Origin of the sequence: Paenibacillus sp. 32352 (assembly GCF_002042965.1) — a bacterium.
Lineage (GTDB): Bacteria > Bacillota > Bacilli > Paenibacillales > NBRC-103111 > Paenibacillus_S > Paenibacillus_S vulneris.
In genome coordinates, this window is the sequence record NZ_MZNT01000012.1 from 134,876 (window position 1) to 155,246 (window position 20,371).

Annotated in this window: 14 protein-coding genes and 1 pseudogene; 11 read left to right on the top strand and 4 right to left on the bottom strand. The window is 44.8% G+C overall.

From position 1 onward, the window contains the following. Nucleotides 1-54 precede the first annotated feature (54 nt). Nucleotides 55-660 carry a flavin reductase family protein gene (locus B1728_RS25485; protein ID WP_144028011.1) on the top strand — a complete coding sequence of 202 codons (606 nt, stop codon included), beginning with the start codon at nt 55-57 and terminating at the stop codon, nt 658-660. Between the two features lie 178 nt (nt 661-838). After that, nucleotides 839-2,014 carry a response regulator transcription factor gene (locus B1728_RS25490; RefSeq protein WP_079913240.1) on the top strand — a complete coding sequence of 392 codons (1,176 nt, stop codon included), beginning with the start codon at nt 839-841 and terminating at the stop codon, nt 2,012-2,014. On the opposite strand, the gene B1728_RS25495 is transcribed toward B1728_RS25490, so the two are convergent. Next, nucleotides 1,995-3,617, bottom strand: a complete 1,623-nt coding sequence (locus tag B1728_RS25495; protein WP_179136202.1) for a sensor histidine kinase — start codon at nt 3,615-3,617, stop codon at nt 1,995-1,997. The genes B1728_RS25490 and B1728_RS25495 overlap by 20 nt on opposite strands. A 430-nt stretch (nt 3,618-4,047) precedes the next feature. On the opposite strand from B1728_RS25495, the gene B1728_RS25500 reads away from it, so the two are divergent. The 7 genes from B1728_RS25500 (at nt 4,048) to B1728_RS25530 (ending at nt 14,440) form a co-directional block, all read left to right on the top strand. Next, nucleotides 4,048-5,646 (top strand): type 2 periplasmic-binding domain-containing protein, encoded by a 1,599-nt coding sequence (locus tag B1728_RS25500; protein ID WP_079913242.1) that lies wholly within the window; start codon nt 4,048-4,050, stop codon nt 5,644-5,646. Nucleotides 5,647-5,750: 104 nt separating this feature from the next. After that, on the top strand, nt 5,751-6,731 hold the full coding sequence (locus B1728_RS25505) for an ABC transporter permease (RefSeq protein ID WP_079913243.1): 981 nt from the start codon (nt 5,751-5,753) through the stop codon (nt 6,729-6,731). A gap of 32 nt (nt 6,732-6,763) precedes the next feature. Beyond that, the gene (locus B1728_RS25510) at nt 6,764-7,666 is read left to right on the top strand and encodes a carbohydrate ABC transporter permease (protein ID WP_079913244.1); all 903 of its coding nucleotides are present in this window, start codon (nt 6,764-6,766) and stop codon (nt 7,664-7,666) included. A gap of 25 nt (nt 7,667-7,691) precedes the next feature. After that, nucleotides 7,692-9,308, top strand: coding sequence for an alpha-L-arabinofuranosidase C-terminal domain-containing protein (locus B1728_RS25515; RefSeq protein ID WP_079913245.1), 1,617 nt, complete (start codon nt 7,692-7,694; stop codon nt 9,306-9,308). Nucleotides 9,309-9,325: 17 nt separating this feature from the next. Beyond that, nucleotides 9,326-10,873 (top strand): carboxylesterase/lipase family protein, encoded by a 1,548-nt coding sequence (locus tag B1728_RS25520; protein ID WP_079913246.1) that lies wholly within the window; start codon nt 9,326-9,328, stop codon nt 10,871-10,873. Beyond that, complete coding sequence (locus B1728_RS25525; protein ID WP_256865501.1) at nt 10,870-13,089, top strand: hypothetical protein; 2,220 nt, start codon at nt 10,870-10,872, stop codon at nt 13,087-13,089. Before B1728_RS25520 ends, B1728_RS25525 begins: the two co-directional genes overlap by 4 nt. Before the next feature lie 271 nt (nt 13,090-13,360). Further along, nucleotides 13,361-14,440, top strand: a complete 1,080-nt coding sequence (locus tag B1728_RS25530; RefSeq protein ID WP_079913247.1) for a Gfo/Idh/MocA family protein — start codon at nt 13,361-13,363, stop codon at nt 14,438-14,440. A 133-nt stretch (nt 14,441-14,573) separates the two neighbouring features. Here B1728_RS25530 and B1728_RS25535 read toward each other — a convergent pair whose 3' ends face one another. The 3 genes from B1728_RS25535 to B1728_RS25545 form a co-directional block, all read right to left on the bottom strand. Further along, nucleotides 14,574-15,278 (bottom strand): YheC/YheD family protein, encoded by a 705-nt coding sequence (locus tag B1728_RS25535; RefSeq protein ID WP_079913248.1) that lies wholly within the window; start codon nt 15,276-15,278, stop codon nt 14,574-14,576. 19 nt (nt 15,279-15,297) lie between these two features. Continuing rightward, nucleotides 15,298-16,980 carry a GMC family oxidoreductase gene (locus B1728_RS25540; RefSeq protein WP_256865502.1) on the bottom strand — a complete coding sequence of 561 codons (1,683 nt, stop codon included), beginning with the start codon at nt 16,978-16,980 and terminating at the stop codon, nt 15,298-15,300. 776 nt (nt 16,981-17,756) lie between these two features. Then, the gene (locus tag B1728_RS25545) at nt 17,757-17,969 is read right to left on the bottom strand and encodes a hypothetical protein (protein WP_256865503.1); all 213 of its coding nucleotides are present in this window, start codon (nt 17,967-17,969) and stop codon (nt 17,757-17,759) included. Between the two features lie 417 nt (nt 17,970-18,386). Here B1728_RS25545 and B1728_RS25550 point away from each other — a divergent pair. Together B1728_RS25550 and B1728_RS25555 are read left to right on the top strand one after the other, a co-directional pair. After that, a pseudogene (locus B1728_RS25550) lies at nt 18,387-19,796 on the top strand (molybdopterin oxidoreductase family protein); the annotation flags it as partial. Continuing rightward, the gene (locus tag B1728_RS25555) at nt 19,793-20,356 is read left to right on the top strand and encodes a 4Fe-4S dicluster domain-containing protein (protein ID WP_079913250.1); all 564 of its coding nucleotides are present in this window, start codon (nt 19,793-19,795) and stop codon (nt 20,354-20,356) included. The pseudogene B1728_RS25550 and the gene B1728_RS25555, both read left to right, overlap by 4 nt. The last annotated feature ends 15 nt before the right edge of the window (nt 20,357-20,371 follow it).

A 20,371-nucleotide genomic window follows, 5' to 3' on the forward strand; every position in this document is an offset into this window, starting at 1 on the left:
ATTCGATGAATGTCGAATGGTTTTCCGGCTATAATGCTCGTTGAGGTGAGTAAAATGAATAAACAAATAAAAACAGCAATTCGGGCCATTCAACCAAAAATATTGTATTTTGGTACTCCAGTCGTATTGCTTTCAACTTTGAATGAGGACGGGACGACAAATCTCACACCCATGTCATCAGCCTGGGCACTGAGGAACCGCATCGTTCTTGGGCTTGGTGAAGGTGGGAAAGGGGCGGCCAATTTGCTCCGCTGCGGGGAATGCGTTGTCAACCTGCCAGATGCTTCCCACTGGGAACAAGTTGAGAGGCTAGCCAGATTAACCGGCGCAAACCCGGTACCAGACTACAAGCAGGAACTGTACCGGTTTGAGCACGACAAATTTTCAGCCGGTAGTTTCACACCGCTTGCTTCAGATGTAGTGCGACCGCAACGAGTGGAGGAGTGTCCTTTGCAAATTGAGGCCAAAGTCGTCAACCTCTACGATACAGACGGATTTACCATCATCGAGGTAGAGGCACAAAAAGTCCATGCTCACGAAGCGATTATGCTAAATGAGCAGCATATTAATCCAACTGCATGGAACCCGCTCATTTACAACTTTCGCCACTACTTTGGCCTAGATCAGGAGTTGGGCAAGACCTTTAAGTCAGAAACATGATGAACATGGTTACCTCGTTTTTGACAACCATTCGATCATTCAGCAATGGATTAGGGGATGTCCCACAGGCTCAATATCCTTCTTTGCACCTCGACTACAGTAAAGTCAACTTTGATTTTACACCAGTATTTATGGTATGATTTTCCTTAATGAGGCTCTTATCTTTGGGTGATGTGTTATGGATAAAACACAATATCTACCAAAGGTAAGAGTTTTTTTCATAACCGTCGCATTTCGAAATAAGGGAGGGTTTGCATTGCTTAGAGTTATCTTTGTAGACGACGAACCCTGGGCTCTGACAGGAATCAAAAATATTATCGATTGGAATAAGGAGGGATTTGAAGTCATCGAAACCTTTTTAGATCCGCGGCAGGCATTGGATAGCCTTCCCCGAATTCAGCCAGATATCGTCTTTACCGATATACGAATGCCGGGAATGACCGGACTTGATCTGGTTAAGGAATCCAGAGAAAAAGGAATTCATTCTGAGTTTGTGATCGTAAGCGCTTATAGCGATTTCGAAGTAGCCCGCGGGGCTTTGCAATATGATGTATTTCACTATATTCTTAAACCTCTTGACCGGGATGAAGTAGGGACAGTGGCGGATAGGCTAAGAAAAAAACTTAATTCCGGCAAACACCCAGTCTTAATGGAGGTTTTTCAAACAGGCAAACTCATGAGTAAAAAACAAAGAGAGGTGCTTGTAGCAGCTGCAATCCATAATCATTGTTACGTTGCAGTTGCCGATTCCAAAGATTACAACCTGCCCAATAAGAAGGACATCTATGTTGAACAATTTTTGCTTAGTGATGGAACACGCCTCTACCTGCTTTCATCAAAGCAGAGTCTGGAGCCCCTTTTCAATCAATGGAGGATATCTGCTGCCGCGTGCGGGGTAAGCTTAGGAATAAGTGTGCAGCGTCCAGGTTTTGAAGATTTCGATAATATGTTATCTGAAGCTGTCTGTGCTGCTCAACTGGAAATTGATTATTCTGCAAACTCTATAGTATCGGCGATCCAGGTATACCTTAGCAGAAATTATCAAAATGAGCTTTCACTTAGCGAGATCTCTGAACGATTCTATTTATCCGAAACATACTTATGCGAGCTTTTCAAGAAGCAAACAGGGGTTACACTAACAGGCTTTTTGACTGCGATCAGAATGAAGAGGGCGGCACACCTTCTTGTGGAAAACGAAGCACCTGTACAACAAGTGGCGGACAAGGTAGGTTATTCAGACTATGGATATTTTGGAAGGATATTCAAACGGTTTTTCGGATTTACTCCCAGTAAGTACCGAAAAATTCAGCATGCTGCCATCATCAATAAAAACTTCAGTGCGTTGGAAGAGTAAAATTCGGGCTTAGTAATGTGAGCGCTTTAGGCACGCGGATGATGACTTTGGCGTAGTGACCCTTAACAGAGCGGACCTCAAAGCGATATTGGTCACCATAGCTGTTCTTTAGACGCTGCTGGATATTATAAAGACCTATACTCGTTTCTCCGTGTGAGGTATTATCGTTTATTGGCTGGGTAAAGTTATTTATTTTTCGGAGCTCATCACCGGAGATGCCGGCACCATTATCGGCAATGTTCAATAAAAGGGATCCATCTTCTTGAAGCCGGCCTGATATTCTTATGATGCAGGGTGGTTTTTTTTCAGCAAATCCATGTTTAATGGAGTTTTCAACGATAGGCTGGAGAAACATGGCATGCATAGGATGGTTCATTGCCTCATCCTGAATATCCAGCTTTATTGTGTATTTCCCCGGAAAACGCTGGCTCATTACCTTCACATAATCGCAGGTGTGTTTTATTTCATCTTGCAGGGTCACGATAGTTCCAGTGCTTACCGAATAACGGAACATGCTGGCCATGGATATGCAGATATCTTCAATACTTCTGACACCATAGACTTGGGCCATGCTTCGTACACACTCCAAGGTATTAAAAAGAAAGTGTGGATTTATTTGGCTTCTGTATGAGAGCAATTCGGCCTTTTGCTGGGCAATCATGGATTGGTACAAATTCTGCTGGGATTTCCTAATCTCTTTTTGAGAAATATCAATTCGCTCCAGCATTTCATTGATATCCTCGGCAAGTCTGGCAAGTTCGACCGTTTTCGGTACACGAACCCTGGTTACATCTTTCCGCAAAGTAAGATTTCTCATATCACTGATAATCTGATCTATAGGATTGGTCACGGAACGGAGCACAAGCTGCATCTGGAAAAAAAGCAGAAGTCCGGCAACAAGAATAATAAAGATACCGATACTTCTTATAGGAATCAGATCGCCAATCAGGGAATGTCTCGTGGCTAGTGAAACAAAACGCCATCCGAATTCGGGTACCGATACGGAGCTGGTGAGAAATTTTTCTCCATTGACGTCCGCCTTGCCCCGGCCCTCTTTAGCGTTTAGCAATATAGACTTTTCTACTTCATTCATTTCCCGGCTAGAATTTATGATTTTATCTTCAAATATGAGTGCAGTTAGACCATCGCTGGATATTCCGGTGCTAAGTTCGCCTGTAAATGATTTCAAATCGACTACGACTGTACATAATGCTATATTTTTTTTCTCGCTATATCCTTCTAATATGGAACGGACAGGGAGAATGTACAGAAAGAAGGGTCCGTTATTGCCGCCGTTATTATCGAAGAATACATTGCTAACGATCGGATTGCGCAGTGTGATATCTTGAGCCAGCCCGTTTTCCGCCATCGCCTTTTCTCGAATCTCACGGAAAATATCGCTAATATAAAAGTTATTCCTATTTCGGGATGTAAGGACAATGCTTTTTATATTTTTGCTGCCGTAAGTGGAGTCATATAGAACCTCGGTAGCTGAAGTCTTCAATTTAAAAAATTCGGATGGTTCATCCGTTAACAGGAACTGCTGAACAGCCGTAGAGTAAGACACCCGCTTGGCAGCTCTGTCGATTTCATTGATAGCCATACCAAGTCTCCGGTCCATCTCATCGGACAGGAGTTCAAAGGTCTGATAAGCCCGGCGCTCAATGATGGATTCGAACCCCAAATTGTATATGATGATTAAAACTCCCATGGAGATTAGAAATAGAAGTGTGCTTCCTATAATCCGGCCCCGAATTGACTTGAACTTACCAAACCTCATCATAGATAAACTCCTTCAAATAAATTAATGAAAGCCAGAATAATATGCCTTTATTATATAGAAGATCAGAGAAAATTCGCAATATTCCGAATATAATCCTATTTCAACCTAATCCAATGCATATCGCGGTTTCCTTGCACTTGCTAAAATTTATCTATGAAAGCGATTACTTTTGAAGCAAAGTCCAAGGAAAACGTGTTGCCGATTCGATTGCGGGTTTGAACAAGGGACTTAATATAAGGGAGGATGAAGCATGACCATGTTAAGGAAATTAGTATGTTTGGGAACGGCTGTATCCATGATCCTTACTATTGCAGCATGCAGCAGTGACTCAGGCAATCAGCCTGATTCAAAAAGCAGCGACAGTTCCAAGCGTGTCAAACTAACAATGGCGTCCGTACAAGGAATCGAAGGGTTTAATTACACCAATGGCGATGCCCTTGCCAAGTATTATTCCGATAAGTTCAATTATGAGTTGGATATGACGGCGCTGAACTGGGATAACTGGAACGAAAGACTCCGCATATGGATCAACTCAGGGGACATGCCGGATATTGCCGTATATAACTATATTCACGCGGATGCCGCCGCTTTCGTCGATCAGGGACTTATCAAAAAGCTTCCCGACAACTGGAAAACCCGTTGGCCTAATGTAGCCAAAGTGTTTGACAAAACGTCACTCGGGCCTCAGATGGAAAAGGTCTTCGGCGGAACTTATTTCATTCCAAGAGCACGGTTTATGAATAACTTGCCAGGAGATCCATTGTCGAATCATCCAGCCTTATTTATACGTAAAGATTGGGCTCAAGCTGTGGGTTTCCCTATCAAATCCGCATACACGACCTCTGAGATTATTCAGTATGGTAAGCTGCTCAAGGAAAAAGATCCTGGAAAAGTAGGCGACAAATTAATTCCGCTTGCTGAAAATACGAATCATGCAGTTGACTTGTTTGTTGCACGAAACAGCACTTATTACAATAACTTCTACAAGGACAAAGACGGCAAGTATAAATGGGGCGGGGCTTCTGAGGATACTTTGAAAGGGCTTAAGGTATTCTCTGAAGCCTACCGATCCGGTGTCCTGAGCAAGGACTTCTTCACTGTGAAAAACGAAGAGCATGGCTCCTACTTTAATGTCAAAGGCAATGCAGGAGCAACCTACTTCCAGGCACCGACATCAGCTCTTCAGGTATATTTTGATGATTTTCAATCTAATACAAAGCTTGATTCTTATCAAAACATCCATATGGCTATTATTCTGGGAGAAGACGGAAACTATCACCAGGAAGACCTGATTAATTTCTGGGGCACTATTGTCTTTAATCCGAAAATATCCAATGAAAAATTTGAGCGTTATATGGATGTGCTCGATTATAACGCTACTCCGGAGGGCAATACAATTACCAATATGGGGTTAAAGGATGTGGACTGGACTTATGACAGTAATGGCAAAGTAAAATCGCTCTACGATCAAGTGAAAGAAGGCAAGCCGCTTGGCGGAGCAAACGGAAAGTATCCTTCCAATGGTTATCTGCTAGGCAGCACGATACTGTTTGACGATTTCGCATTCGACAATCCCAATACCGACCAAAGATTAAGGGATTTGTCCAAGCAGCTTTATGCTGAAAAATCGAAAAAAGGCACTCCAAACACTTTTACAAAAGTGAACTGGGATCTATACACCTACGATTCGCCAAGCAAAAGAAGAGCCCAAATCGATTACAATACAGAGTACGCTAATCTTGTTACTATGCAAGGGGATATAGAGGCAAACTGGAAGAAATGGGTGGAATCGAAGATGTCAATCATCCAGCCGGTTCTTGATGAACTGAACTCAAAATTGGCTAAATAGTCAGCCAATACACTTCGAATCATTGTCCTCGGGTAGCTGCGGTGGATCCGATTAGATTTGCCCAGCTACTTCATTTAAATCCATTCTGGCAGAAGGGGGATTGTATGGAGAATCTAGTAGCGGAAAAGAAGAAGGCAGCCTTGGAAACGAATCATTCATCTTTATTGAGTCGCGTAGTAAGGTCCAGGGAAGTTTACCTCCTGCTGTTACCGGGAGTCATATGGTATATCATCTTTGCTTATATTCCCATGTATGGGTTAACATTGGCGTTTAAAACATATAAAGCTAATCTTGGAATTTTTGGCAGTCCGTGGTCTGGGCTTGAGAACTATATCTATGTTTTTAGAGATCCGGCTTTTATTGAATCGATTTGGAAGACACTGTGGATTAACGCAGGCCGGATCCTATTTCAGTTCCCCATTCCGATTATATTGGCTCTAATGTTGAATGAGGTGCGTGTGAACAGATATAAAAAGGCTATACAAACGATTTATACATTCCCCCACTTCTTGTCCTGGATTATCGTTGCCAGCATTATGATTAATACTTTAAATACTCAAGGTATGGTAAACGGTATTATCAAAATGTTGGGATTGGAAGCAGTGAATTTTCTAGGCTCCACACAAATATTTCAGCCTTTGTTATATATTACTGAAAACTGGAAGTCGTCGGGATGGGTCATGATCATCTATCTGGCAGCTATTGCAGGGATTGATACGGAACAGTATGAATCCGCTCAGCTCGACGGCGCAAGCCGTTTGCAGACGATGTGGTATATCACCCTTCCAGGAATACAAAGCACCATTGTTGTTATGTTGATTTTATCTGTGGGAAATCTGATGAATGCAGGATTTGATCAAATTTTTAATATCAGTAATGCTGCAACTGCTAAAGCCGGTGAAATCCTGGATATGTATATTTATCGAATTACATTTCAGTCTGCCGCCGACTTCTCTTTCTCAAGTGCAGTAAGTTTGTTCCGGTCTGTAATCAACTTTGCGCTGCTGCTATTCGCTGATCGGGTTTGCAAATGGCTTGGTTCGGAAGGACTTTTTCCGTCCAGGAAAAAGACGGTTCGGGCATAAATCGGATGCGAATATGGGAAAGGAAAGTGAATATGGCGGACATTAGATCCATACCGAAGAAAGCTTATCGTCATAATCAAATACAATTGCTGGATATTGTTTTGTTGGTTATTCTCACCTTGTTGGCTATCGCCATCATATTACCGTTTATCAACGTTACTGCAATCTCTTTATCCACGCAACAGGAATATTTGAAAAGAACGGTGTTGTTAATACCAACGGAAATTACACTTGAAAACTTCAAAGCCTTGTTTGAAGACGGACGCATATGGGTGGGTTATCGTACTACATTGCTGCTCCTTGTAATCGGATTGCCGCTCAACATGTTTCTGACGACCAGTATGGCTTATGGGCTAAGCCGCCCCGATTTTCCGTTTAAGCGATTTTTCGTTTATTTTGTTGTCGTTACTCTGTTGTTTCACGGCGGTATTGTCCCCATGTACCTGTTAATGAAGCAGCTGCAATTAATTAATACCATTTGGTCTGTTGTGCTGGCCTATGGAGTGAATTCGTTTTATTTGATCATTATGATGAACTATTTCATGTCGTTACCGATATCGCTTATGGAGTCGGCTAAGCTGGACGGAGCAGGTGAATGGCGGATCCTCTTTAATATCATATTGCCGTTATCCATGCCTATCATTGCAACAATCTTGTTGTTTTATGCTGTGGACCGTTGGAACGAATGGTTTAATGCAATGATATTTATCAGGAAAGGCAACCTTGTTGTCCTGCAGCTTGCTTTACGGTCTATTGTTATCGATTCCCAGATCAGTCAGCAGATGAATATTTCGAATGTACAAACCGATGTTAAGTTTTCGGAAGGTATGAAAATGGCGGCAATTATTGTAACGATGATCCCTATCATGTGTGTATTTCCCTTTTTGCAAAAGCACTTTGTCAAAGGCATGCTGGTAGGGGCAATAAAAGCCTAAATCATTCAAGAAATGAGGGTCTTTAATGGTAAAGAAGGCGAAAGTGACCGTACAGCCGGATTATAAGATAGGTAGGGTAGATAAACGTCTGTTTGGTGCGTTTCTCGAGCCGATCGGCAGTTGGGTATATGGAGGGATCTATAATCCCAAGCACCCGACTGCAGATGACATGGGTTTTCGGACGGATGTAATAGACGCTGTCAAGGAATTTGATCTTCCAGCTCTTCGCTTTCCCGGAGGCAACTGGGTTTCGGGCTGGGACTGGAAGGATTCAATCGGACCGGTTGAAAACCGCAAGGCACAGCTGGATCTGGCGTGGTTCCAGGTTGAGCCGAATATAATCGGCCATGATGAATATATTGAGTGGACCAAACGTGTCAATACGGAACCGATGTACACTCTCAATCTCGGTACGGAAGGTATCAAAAGCGCCGCACACTTGGTAGAGTATTCCCGTCATATCGGCGGCACTTATTGGTCTGACCTGCGCAAGAAGTACGGGCACCCCGAGCCTTATCCCATCAAGACCTGGTATCTTGGGAATGAAATGGACGGCCATTGGCAGATCGGTTCCTGGGAAAAGGATCCGGTTGGCTTCGGCATTCGTACCCATGAGATTTCCAAAATGGTCAAATGGATTGACAACAAGGCGGAAACCGTTTTTGCGGGTACCTCCGACCATTACAAGCATTTCCCCGAATGGGAAATGGCGGCGCTTGAGCAGTGCTACGAATCGGTAGACTACGTATCCCTGCACCATTACCACTCCGCGCCGGAGGGCGACATCGCCAATTATCTTAACATTTCCTCCGTATTTGAGAACTATATCAAGACGACCATAGCCATTTGTGACTATCTGCAAACCAAGCTGCGTACGCCTAAGAAAATGTACATCTCCTTCGACGAATACGGCTGCAGCTTTGGCAAGCAGGGCGAGGTTCTCTTCGGACGCAGAGGCTGGCAGGATGTAACCAAGAGTTATGCCCAGTTTGCTCCCAGAGACAATGTCTTTACAAGATATGACCCGGAGCATTATGTAGAGCGAAGGTTTGGTTCCCACCAAATGCTGAATGCCCTTGCCATGTCTTCCGTGCTTCTGACTTTCCTGCGTCATGCGGATCGGATCAAGATAGGCTGCATGACCGGCGGAATTCGAAACGCCCTGGCATTTAACGGTGCACATGTGTGGAAGAATGCGGCATATTATCCATACTACCAGATGAATAAGCTTGCCCGTGACGGCATCTCGATCCTGCCCGTGGTCGACGGACCGACCTTCAACACCGAGCAATTTGCCCTTACAGGTTCTAATCAGTGCCATGCCTATGAAAATGTTCAAGCTATTGAAGCGGCCGCAGTACAAAATGAGGAAAAGGGCGAGGTCTACATCTTTATCATCAACCGGGGGATTGAGGATGACATCGAGGTTAACCTGGACGTTCGGGGCTTTGATGGTTATAGGTTCGCCGAGCATATTGAGATGTACACCGATGACCTGGAAAAGGGGAATAGCTTCGAGAATCAGGAAGCGATAAAGCCCACGAAAAATTTCGAAACGAAAATTGAAAACGGTAAAGTAACAGCCTTGACCCAAAAGCTTTCATGGAATGTCATTCGCCTTATGAAAGAGACAAATAATTGAAGAGAGGGGCATTAAGTATGCTTAGAGTTGTGAAGGTTGAAAACGGTATCGTTCAAGGGCTGCCGGCGGCCGACCCTCGTATAACAAGTTTCAAAGGGATTCCATTTGCCGCGCCCCCCGTGGGCGAAAATCGCTGGCGTGCCCCACAGCCTGCTAAAGATTGGGAAGGTGTGTTGAAAGCATACGATTTCGCGCCGGTTTCCATGCAGGTAAGACAAAAGATCGATGTAAATAACATCTATACCAGGGAATGGGCTGTGGACCCGGACATCCCCATGGACGAGGATTGCCTCTACCTGAATGTGTGGACCCCGGCTAACACTCCCGATGAGCAGCTGCCGGTGTTTGTATGGTACTTCGGCGGCGGGCTGCAGGTCGGTCATACGGCTGAGATGGAGTTTGATGGCGAACGCATTGCACGCAGAGGCGTCGTGGTGGTAACGATTAACTACCGTCTGAACGTGTTCGGATTTCTATGCCATCCGGAAATAACGGCGGAAGCCCCGGAAGCTCCCGCAAACTTCGGACACCTCGATCAGCAGTTTGCTACCCAATGGGTCAAACGCAATATCGCGGCTTTTGGCGGTAATCCCGACAACATTACGATTGGCGGTCAATCTGCCGGCGGCGGAAGCGTGATGAGCCAGCTCACTTCGCCTCAGAACGAAGGTCTTTTTCAGAGAGCTATTGTTCAGAGCGGTGTCTCAGCACCGCTTTACCCGGGAGGCCGTATGCCGAGAATTCGGCACAATCTGGTGGAGGCTGAGCAAGAGGGTCTGAAATTCTTTGAATTTATCGGAGCTTCCTCCCTTACAGAAGCCCGTAGACTTGATGCTGAATATCTCCGTGACAAAATGCTGGAATATAATAAGGGGTTTGGGTTCTGGGGCACCGTTGTTGATCAAGTATTCTGCATGGGCAACCCGTTTGATCTATTCCTAGAAAACAAGCGCCGAATGGTACCGGTTCTTTGGGGGCACACTTCGTCCGAATTTATCAGTGTTCCGAATGTCAAGACGCTGGAGGAATTCCGGCAAATGGCTGCCCATATGTTTGGCGAGAATGCCGAAGAGTTTGTTGCACTTTGCCAGGGACAGTCGGAAAACATAGATGAAATAGTGAAGAATGCTTCCGTGAGCGGTTTCGAATATGCAATCCGGATTGCCTCACAGGCCAATGCGGATACCGGAGCCAATATCCCGCTCTATTATTACAATTTTGATGCGGAAATACCCGGATGGGATAACCCTGGAACCTTCCACTCGGTGGATCTCTGGTTCTTCTTTGAAACTCTGGCCAAATGCTGGAGGCCATTTGTCGGCAAACATTATGATCTTGCCCGTCAGATGTGCAACTACTGGGCAAACTTCATCCGTTCCGGAGATCCTAATGGGAATGACTCCACTGGAGAGAAGATGCCGCAATGGGAACCTTATACACCTGAGGCACCGTACGGGATGGTATTTAAAGATAAACCAGAGTTTGTTAGAGAACAACCCGGCGATGTAATGAAATTTCTAGTGAAGCAATATTTCAATAAAACCAATAAGGGGATGTACCTATGAATGTACCTATGAAGCTAGTATGCGGCGACTATGCTATTATCTTTCAGGACGGCGGCGTTGAGGTACAAAAGGGCGGAAAGCTTCTATATTTTAATAAACGTCCAATGTTTGTAACGGTAAAGACAACCGTTGCCCTTAGCGAGTTTTATGACAAAGCTTACTGCGAGATTTCTGCTTCCGGCGATACCATCACCGCCCAAGGTACATTAACCGTACCCTCCGGATCTGAATTTTCCTTTACAGATACTTATGAGGCAGCTGGAGCCGGATTGAAGGTAAGCAGAAACGTAAAGGTGCTGAAGGCGGGAGGAGACCTTGGTTTTTCCACCAAGCTCTCCTTGGTCATGACAGATTCGGATGATCCGCATGACTATAACTGCTTCGCCCCCGGTGTATGGTATAAGCAAAACGAATTTGCGCGTGAGAATGCCTTTGGCAAAGACCTGGATTGCGAGTATTTCTGGCGGCTCGAGACCGCTTGTGCCCTGCCTTTGTTTGCTATGCAAAACGTCGCATCGGGCGAAATGGCGGCAATATCGCGTTGGACGTCAGACGTAACCATGCGGTCTCTGGATATTGCACAGGCTGCAAATCATGTAGATCCCAAATTTACCATTGGAGCCGTTGGCATGAGCAGGCCGGAAAGCAGAAGCATGAACTATATGTATTATGGTTTTGCCGTACGCAAGGATTTCGAGACGACGGTCGACGGCTTGTCTATCGATTATGTATACCCAGGCTGCGACGGTCAGATGCCTGCTGCAAGAAGGTATGCGGGACTTGACTTCAAAGATGAGTTCAAATTCTTCCAGCGCGTGAGCCACCCGGTGGAGGTCGGTTTTGAGCAAAACTACGCTGTGGCAGTAAATTTCGGACACTATAGCAGCTTCCAGCTGATGATGAGAGACATCTGGCGGATGACCTACGACCGGATGCGCGACAAGTTATTCGATGTAGATAATGGGCTCCATTTCCACAACTGCATGAAGATGCTCACCCAATATACGCAGCAGTACGGCGATTCGTACGGGTTGCCTTTCTCCTGCCAACTGCCCGACATGGATGTATCCAGTGTGTCTTTTCAGTTCGGCTTTGTCGGACAACAGCCTGGTATCGGTTACCAGCTGCTGCGTTACGGTGACAAGGAAAACGTGCCCGAAGCCTTCGAAAAAGGCGTCAACATTATTGACTTTTGGGTACGGACGGCGATGACCGAGTCCGGTTTGCCGCATATGTGCTACCATCCCGGCATCCAGGAGTTTGAGCCGTATCCTCATTATATCCGGATGCTTGCCGACGGAATTGAGGCCATTCTGGATGCGTACCTTTATATGCGCAAGATAGGCGACGAGCGGCCGGCATGGCTGGAATTCTGCAGAAAGACCGCCGATTGGATTGTGAACATTCAGAATAAAGACGGCAGTTTTTACCGTGCATACAATACCGACTGCTCCATCCGTATGGACTCCAAGGCCAACACGCCCAGTGTGATTCGTTTCCTGGTGCAGTTCTATCTGGTGTCGGGTGATGAAAGATATAAAGCCGCTGCGATCCAGGCGGGAGATTGGTCTTACGATAATGCCTACTTGAACATGGAATACCGTGGCGGAACCTGTGATAACATGGACATCATGGATAAAGAGGCCGGGATCTACGCTTTGTTCGGCTTCCTTGCCTTGTATGATTTGACCGGTGAGAAGAAGTGGCTGGAAGGCGCGATTGGCGCCGCCGATTATACCGAAACCTGGACCTATGCGTGGACATTCCCTGTGACTACCCCCTGGCCGAAGCATCCGTTCAACAAGTATTCTATCAGCGGGCAGAGCATTATCACCATCGGCGGGGGGGCCGATGTATATATGGCCGCCTGTTCATATACCTATTACAGGCTGTATGTGATTACAGGCGACGAGCATTATCTCGATTTTGCCGAGTTCATCGATAAGAACACCCGACAGTCGAATGATGTAGACGGCAGCATTGGCTATATCATGCCTGGCTTGGGGCACGAATCAGGCAACTTTACCAGTCAAATCCTGCAAAGTCACTACCACTGGCTGCCTTGGTGCACCTATGTGGAAATCGACCCCTCATCAAGGCTGTATGATACCTTTGGCGGCTATGAGATTGCAGATGCCCAAAAGCTCAGTCCGGAAGAGAGGGCCAAGCGAAACCGTATCTACGATACATTTACTGAAATTCAGATCGGAAGCTAGGGGCTTGCTATATAATAGGAGAAATCTTTTTAAAAAAATCAATGTTTAATGAATAGGTACGAATGCAGCTTAATGGGGTGGCGATCGCCATCCCTTTTTTTATTTGTTTCTGTACAAAATTAGCAGCCCTGGAAATATAATTAAATATGTACGTTAGTCCTTTTCCTATGTAATGTCGTAATTTATGAATGCGATTGTCTGAATGTTGAACTAATATTATCGCGGGGCTTATGCTACTTTATTATTATCTTATAGAGATGAGGTAAACGTCATGAGCAGAATATTGAAGATCGGTATTATTGGCAGCGGGGGGATTGCTGGCTCGCATGTGAAAGCATATCGAGAACTAACCGATGTAGAAATCGTTGCGGTTGCGGATGTAATACCCGGGAAGGCTAAACAATTTATTGACTTCTGGAATATTCCATCAGCACAACCTTTTGATGACTATAGGAGGTTATTGGAATTAGATTTGGATTGCGTAAGCATCTGCACACCGAATGTAGCCCATTATCAAACCACTATCGATGCTTTGAAGGCTGGGAAGAACGTCATGCTGGAAAAGCCCATGTCTGTTACTTTAAATGAAGCGATAGAAATGGCCCAAACTGCAAAGCAAACTGGCTTCATGCTCAATATAGGCTTTCAACCCCGTTATGATCCGAATATGAGAATTATTCAGGATATTGTGCAATCTGGTCAGCTCGGAAAGGTATATTATATAGAAACTGGCGGAGGCCGGAGAAGAGGCATGCCTGGGGGAACATTTATTTCCAAGGATATTGCTGGAGCAGGTGCGATTGCAGATATCGGCTGTTATTCCCTCGATATGGCATTGAATGCGATGGGTTATCCTAAACCGGTTACAGTTTCCGCAAGCAGCAGTAATTATTTTGGAACCAATTCCCGCTATCATAAGGAAGCAAGTCGTTTCGATGTAGAAGACTTCGGTGTTGCTATGATACGTTTTGAAAATGATCTCGTACTGAATTTTAAAATATCTTGGGCTATGCATATGGATACTCTGGGTCCAACTTTATTCTTGGGGACAGAGGGCGGACTGAAAGTTACGCCTGCCGGTAAAGGTCCATGGAGTGGTGTATTTGATGGGAGCGTAGGTGCTATATCTTATTTCCACGATGTTAGAGGTCAACATGTTGAGAGCCAGATTCCGATAATAGAACATAATAAAAATTTGTTTCACGAAAAAGTTCGTGATTTTGTTCATGCGGTATTAGAAGGCAAGCAGGCGCCTATACCTGGGGAGCAAATTGTACGAAATCAAGCCATTATTGATGGTATTATACGATCATCCTTACTGAAGCGAGAAGTAACCATTGATCTTGAATAAATTGCTCTATTCCATAAGTGTTCACCCGATAATTACGGACATTTTATGGTGAAATAACAATATTAATCTACATTGCTGGTAGTACCAGTGAAGCTGACACCACCAGCAATGTAGATGGATATATATGTTAATTCTAATCTGATGCCTTTTTTAAAGTTAAAAAGGGTTTCTTACTTGGTTTAAAATTAGCCTCAATGATCCAAACCTTGGCATTATGGTCCAAACCAATATCAAAGCCTATAATGCTTTGTGACGGATAATAATCACTTAGTTGTTTTGCTGCCAATAAACAGACTTTTTTTATGCTCTTTAATAATTTATGAGTTGGGGTTGGCTTCAGGAATGTTTGTTCAATCGCTTTCTTAACTGGAAGTATTGTTCTGGAAACGTTCGTAACAACATAGTCTCTTTCAGCCACTACCGCCAGCATACAGCTTACTTTCCATAATAATTGTTTTTGTTTTTTTCTTTGTACAAGCACTTTTATATCAAACGGTCTTTTATTTATTTCAGCCAAACATATACGGCGTTGTACTAAATATTTTGATTGACAGATCATTTTTTTTAGTTGACCAAAGACAGCTCGCTTACCGTCTAAAACGATTTTTTTGTTTTCATTTTGTAGCTCATACCGATTCTCTTCTAATGTAGAAACTTGAATTATGCCGTACCCTGATTTTCCGTGATATGGCTTAAGTATCACCGCTCCGTATTTCCTCATATATTCCCATAAAGACTTCCGTGAAAAACTTTGGGTTTCCGGCAAATACCGGTCAAGCTTTTTCGTGCCTTTCAACACTTTGAATTTTGCCCACTTGTTTTGTGAACGATCCTTCATCTATTCATCCAACTTCACGTTAGAGATTTGCGCGGATAAATCGTACTGCATTTAATCCGATCATCTGAGCAGGTATGGAAGTATTGCCATCAGGTAAAACAGGAGCGACGGAAAGATCGGCTACTTTAAGATTTTGGGTTCCAAAGACATTCAGGAATCCATCAACGACTCCTTCACGGATATTTTTCCCCATTCTACATTGTCCACCAAAATGGTCAAAATTCGCATAAGATGCCCTAACATAAGAAGCAAGCCGGTTTCGTTTATCTTCCTCTTTCGGTAAATTGAATATATCCTCAGGAGGGAATACAACCTTAAAAATACCGTCTGGATCCAGAGCACGAGCCCTCATCATAATATTGAACGTTTCAATGTATTGATCCACCAAAAAAGTTAAGTCGTCCGGATCTTCTAGTGGATTAAAGGAAACCGACGGATAAGCCTCGGGATCACTGTGTGCTGCCGTTATCGTGCCCTTACTTTTAGGGTTTAGATTAATAATTGAAATACTCATTATATTACTTGGTTTCGCAGGATCAAACTCCCAATTATTTATAAACACTTCCTGAACCGGGAGCGCCGCCGGTACCGGAATCCCCATTAATTGAAGACGGCGTCCTGATCCGTTATCCTTTTTAAAAGCGCCTATTGTTATCGGCTGGTCGGGATCAGCAGCCAATACCTGCAGAAGCCGGTTTGTTTCTACTTCTACACCCAATCCAACAGAATGATGAGCCTGAAAATTGTGACCGACATTTGGGCTCTCTACCAATGTTGATATCCCTGCCTGCGCTAAATCAGCCGAACTGCCGATTCCTGAACGCTGTAGTATGACCGAGGACAAATTACCTGCAGAGATAATGATCCCTTTTCGGGCAAAAGCTGCTTGTGACAATCCGTCTCTGACAAATTCAACGCCGTTGGCAATCATCAGCCTGTTCTTTTTCTTGAATAAGACTTTGTTTACCGTTGTTTTTGCGAAAATAACCAATTTTCTCTGGCCAACTCCGAACTCATCGGGACGGAACTCATTGCCTTGAGTAACAATATTTCGATTCAAATACCCGGTTGCCGTAGATGAACGAACAAACATACCATCTACTTCTTTCTGGGTAAATTGAGATTTGAAAAATGTACAATCCCTTATGCCTGTATTATAATCTTCGACAATCGGGATGCCTAAAACGTCTGATGCTGCTTCGGCTAATGTGCGAGTAAGCCCGTCATTCGGAATCATTTGTTGCCTGACAAAAATAGGACCTTTTGTCCCCCGGTCATTCGGACTTTGCGTAAGACCTGTATACGTTTCATTTATTTTAAATAAAGAACGTACACTCTCATAACTCCACTGATTTCCGACGAGACTTGCCCATTCGTCATATAGGTTACGACTTCCGCGTACTGCATACATGAAATTATGTTGAGAACTTCCCCCAAATACTCTGCCACCTTCTAATTTAAGCTGACGTCCGAGATTTTGCTCCAAGATGGAAAGAATGTTGAAGGACAGCTTATTATCACTGGCTAATAATAAAGCCATCTCAACAGAAGGACTATCATTCATCATATTCGTTCCAGCTTCAAGAACGAGCACCGAAGTTTTTTTATTATCAGTCAGTTTTTTGGCTATTACTCCTCCGGCAGTTCCAGCACCTACCACGATATAATCAAAAGTATCATTTACAGGAGGCCGAATTCCCACTAAATCCACTTCCTTTTCTGAGTTATCCAACCAGGTTAATGATAATGTTATTACATTACAAGATGCTGCTCAGTGTTGAAGCGCTCTAAGAATTTCCGGTAACGTCATGTGAGAAATCTTGCTGACGATATTGATTGAGATTTCACTCTTTATTGGTTGTGATACTTAAACCACTGCAACAGTCTATGTACGTTCGCACAGGGGAAACACGGTCTTTGCCTATTTAGTGGATATATGAACGCAAAAAGATCCCCCATGCGAAAGAGCACGGGGCTAGGATGGCGACTGCATTCCACAAATAATCGTATTCAAAGTGGGTTACCCAACGTTTCGGATCAAGCTTGCTAAATTCACCCCAAAGAAGCACAGTTACTACTTTTTTGCATTGTTTTAAAGAGTGGAAGCAGCAAGGGCATGGCCACAATGGCTGGATACCGGTTAGCACAGACCTAGTCATTATTAAATAAGTTCCGTTTTTGGTTTTGTAATTTGAACTTCATTGAGTTTTAGTTTCTCATTGCCCAGTGTCAAAAAAGTGTAGTGGCAGCATTGGATTTATAAGAGTCTGTTGCTGACATTTTTTTGAACCTATGGCTTAAACACTATTGGTACCGTAATGGCAGATATGGTTTCGTTAATTCAACGAAATCGTGCTAATGGCATGAATGAGCTGCACCCCAACTGTTAGATGGTGTCTAACAATGGGGGTGCAGTTTTTCACTGATTAAGGTCGGTAACGGTTCCTTGGCTTTTCCGCTGGCAGTCGTGCTCTGGACTTACATGCCTCCTGCTGCGGCTATCCCTTTGTAACGATGTGCAAGTGCTTTATGATAGTATTCGCATTCGGCATATTTATAAAATAGTTCAGGATTACCGGCACATGCCATTTTCATTCTCTCGCAGTGTTCTGCCATCACAAAATGCCGCCCTGCTTGATGTAATGGATTATTATGGTACGTATAGATATCACGGGTCATAGTTGCTGACAAAATAAACACTCCTTTTTTAGATGCAAATATTAGGCCATATTACAATATGATAAAAGCCCGTAAGCGGCACATGATAAGCGCCTAAGGAATCTGGAGATCATTAGTTTCAACCCGCTTCTGGATGTCGGTGCCGGTCATCAATTCTTTCATTTTCTAATGGTCTACTCGATCAGGAGTCGAGATTCCAACTATACAAGAGTTTTCAACAAATGGAGTTCGTATATCGATGGGAGGATGGTACTTTCGATTTGAATGCTTTTGACTGATAGGTAGAGGAGCCCTTAGCACGTTTTGAGCTAAGGGTTTCATTTTTGTTGTGAGCCTTTTCAAGCGATTGCTAGCGGTTTGCGCAGTATACTTAAGCGAGCAGCGGCTAAGTATGTGATATTATTCACATACTAGCGAGCCCGTTTTTAGCTTATTCAGAACGGTCACGTTGACGATGAATTTGTAGCCAATCACACGAACGGCTTTGAAGAGATGAAAGAGGTTGTGAAGGAATTCACACCTGAATATACAAGCGAGATCACAGGCGTTGCACCTGAGAAGCTCATTCGCGCAGCTGAAATATACGGCAAGGCGCCCAATGCGATTGTGATGTTTGCCCGCGGGATTGAGCAGCAGCACAAGGGAGCGGACAATGTCTCCGCGTACACGAATATGTGTCTGGTCACTGGCAAAATCGGCCGCCCGAAGTCTGGCGTTGCTACATTTACCGGACAAGGAAACGGTCAAGGCGGACGTGAGCATGGACAAAAGTCCGATCTGCTGCCCGGTTACCGCAAGCTGACCAACCCGAAGCATGTGGAAGAAGTATGCAAAGTGTGGGGGATTACTCCCGAAGAAATGCCTCAGCCAGGCGTATCGGCTTATGAAATGTTTGAGCTGATGGAGCAGAAGACCATCCGCGGTCTGTACCTGCTCTGCTCGAATCCGGCTGTTTCCGCGCCGAACCAAAATTTTGTCCGCGAGGCGCTTAAGAAGCTTGACTTTATGGTTTGCTCCGATATTTATTTATCAGAATCCGCCGAGTTCGCCGATGTTGTGCTCCCTTCTGTTACTTGGTCTGAGGACGAAGGCACCGTAACGAATTTGGAAGGCCGGATCATTAAAATCAATAAAGCGCAGGAGCCTATCGGCGAGTCGAAGCCGGATTGGCTGATCGAGATAGAGCTGGCTGAGCGGCTTGGAAGGGGGCAGTACTTCCGCCACCTGAAGACGGCCAGAGATGTAGCTGACGAATTTCGTCTTGCTTCTAAAGGCGGCTATGCCGATTATTACGGAGCGACATGGGAGAAGATCGAGAAGCAGGATGGCGTCTTCTGGCCATGCCGCAGTGAGGAAGATCCGGGCACGCCGCATATGTTCCTGGATCACAAGTTTTATCACGCAGACCGTAAAGCCAAGCTGTGCGCGCTCCCTTACAGGCCGCCGGCCGAGGAGCCTTGTGAAAAGTATCCGCTCCGCTTAACGACTGGCCGGGTCGTGTATCACTACTTGTCAGGCAACCAAACGAGAAGAATTCCGTTTATGCGGGTTATGTGCCCGGAGCCATACGTTGAGGTGCACCCTGAAACGGCTGCCAAATATAACATTCAACATGAAGAAATCGTTCGTTTGTATACTCGCCGCGGGGAGGCATTTTACAAGGTCAAAATCATCGAAGCGATTCGCAAGGATACCGTATTCGTTCCTTATCACTTCGGTCATGAACAGTCCATTAATCTGCTTACGATTCCAGCGCTGGATCCAATGTCCAGAATGCCTGAATTTAAAGCTTGTGCGGCCCAGATTGAGAAGCAGCCGGAGGGGATGAGCATCCGATGAAACAGCATCTGTATATTGAAATGGACCACTGCATCGGCTGCCGCAGCTGCCTGGCTGCTTGTACGCAATGCGGAGGGCATGATGAAAGGAACCGGAACTACGTATATGACGTGAATCCGCTGGTCACGCGGCAAACGATTCCGCTCATGTGCCTGCACTGCGTCAATCCTGCGTGTGCCCGAAGCTGTCCGGCGCAAGCAATCCAGATTACAGAAGAAGGCGCTGTGCTCTCAGCTCTGGTTGAGAAATGCATCGGCTGCCAGAACTGCACAATCGCTTGTCCCTATGGAATCCCCAAATTCGATGAAGAGCAGAACCTGATGTATAAGTGTGACTTGTGCTATGACCGTACCAAAGAGGGCATCCCGCCGATGTGCGCATCGGTTTGCCCGACGAATACCCTGCAGTGGCTGACTGAAGAAGAGCTTGCTGCAAAGAAATCACAGCATCAATTGGGCAAATGGACGGCAAGCCGCCAGCCAATCGACCCGCTTGAAGGGGAAACCAATGTAAAGATCAGCCTTCCGGGCATTCTGCAAGGAAAGCACAAATTGTTCTAATCCACATGTAATGGG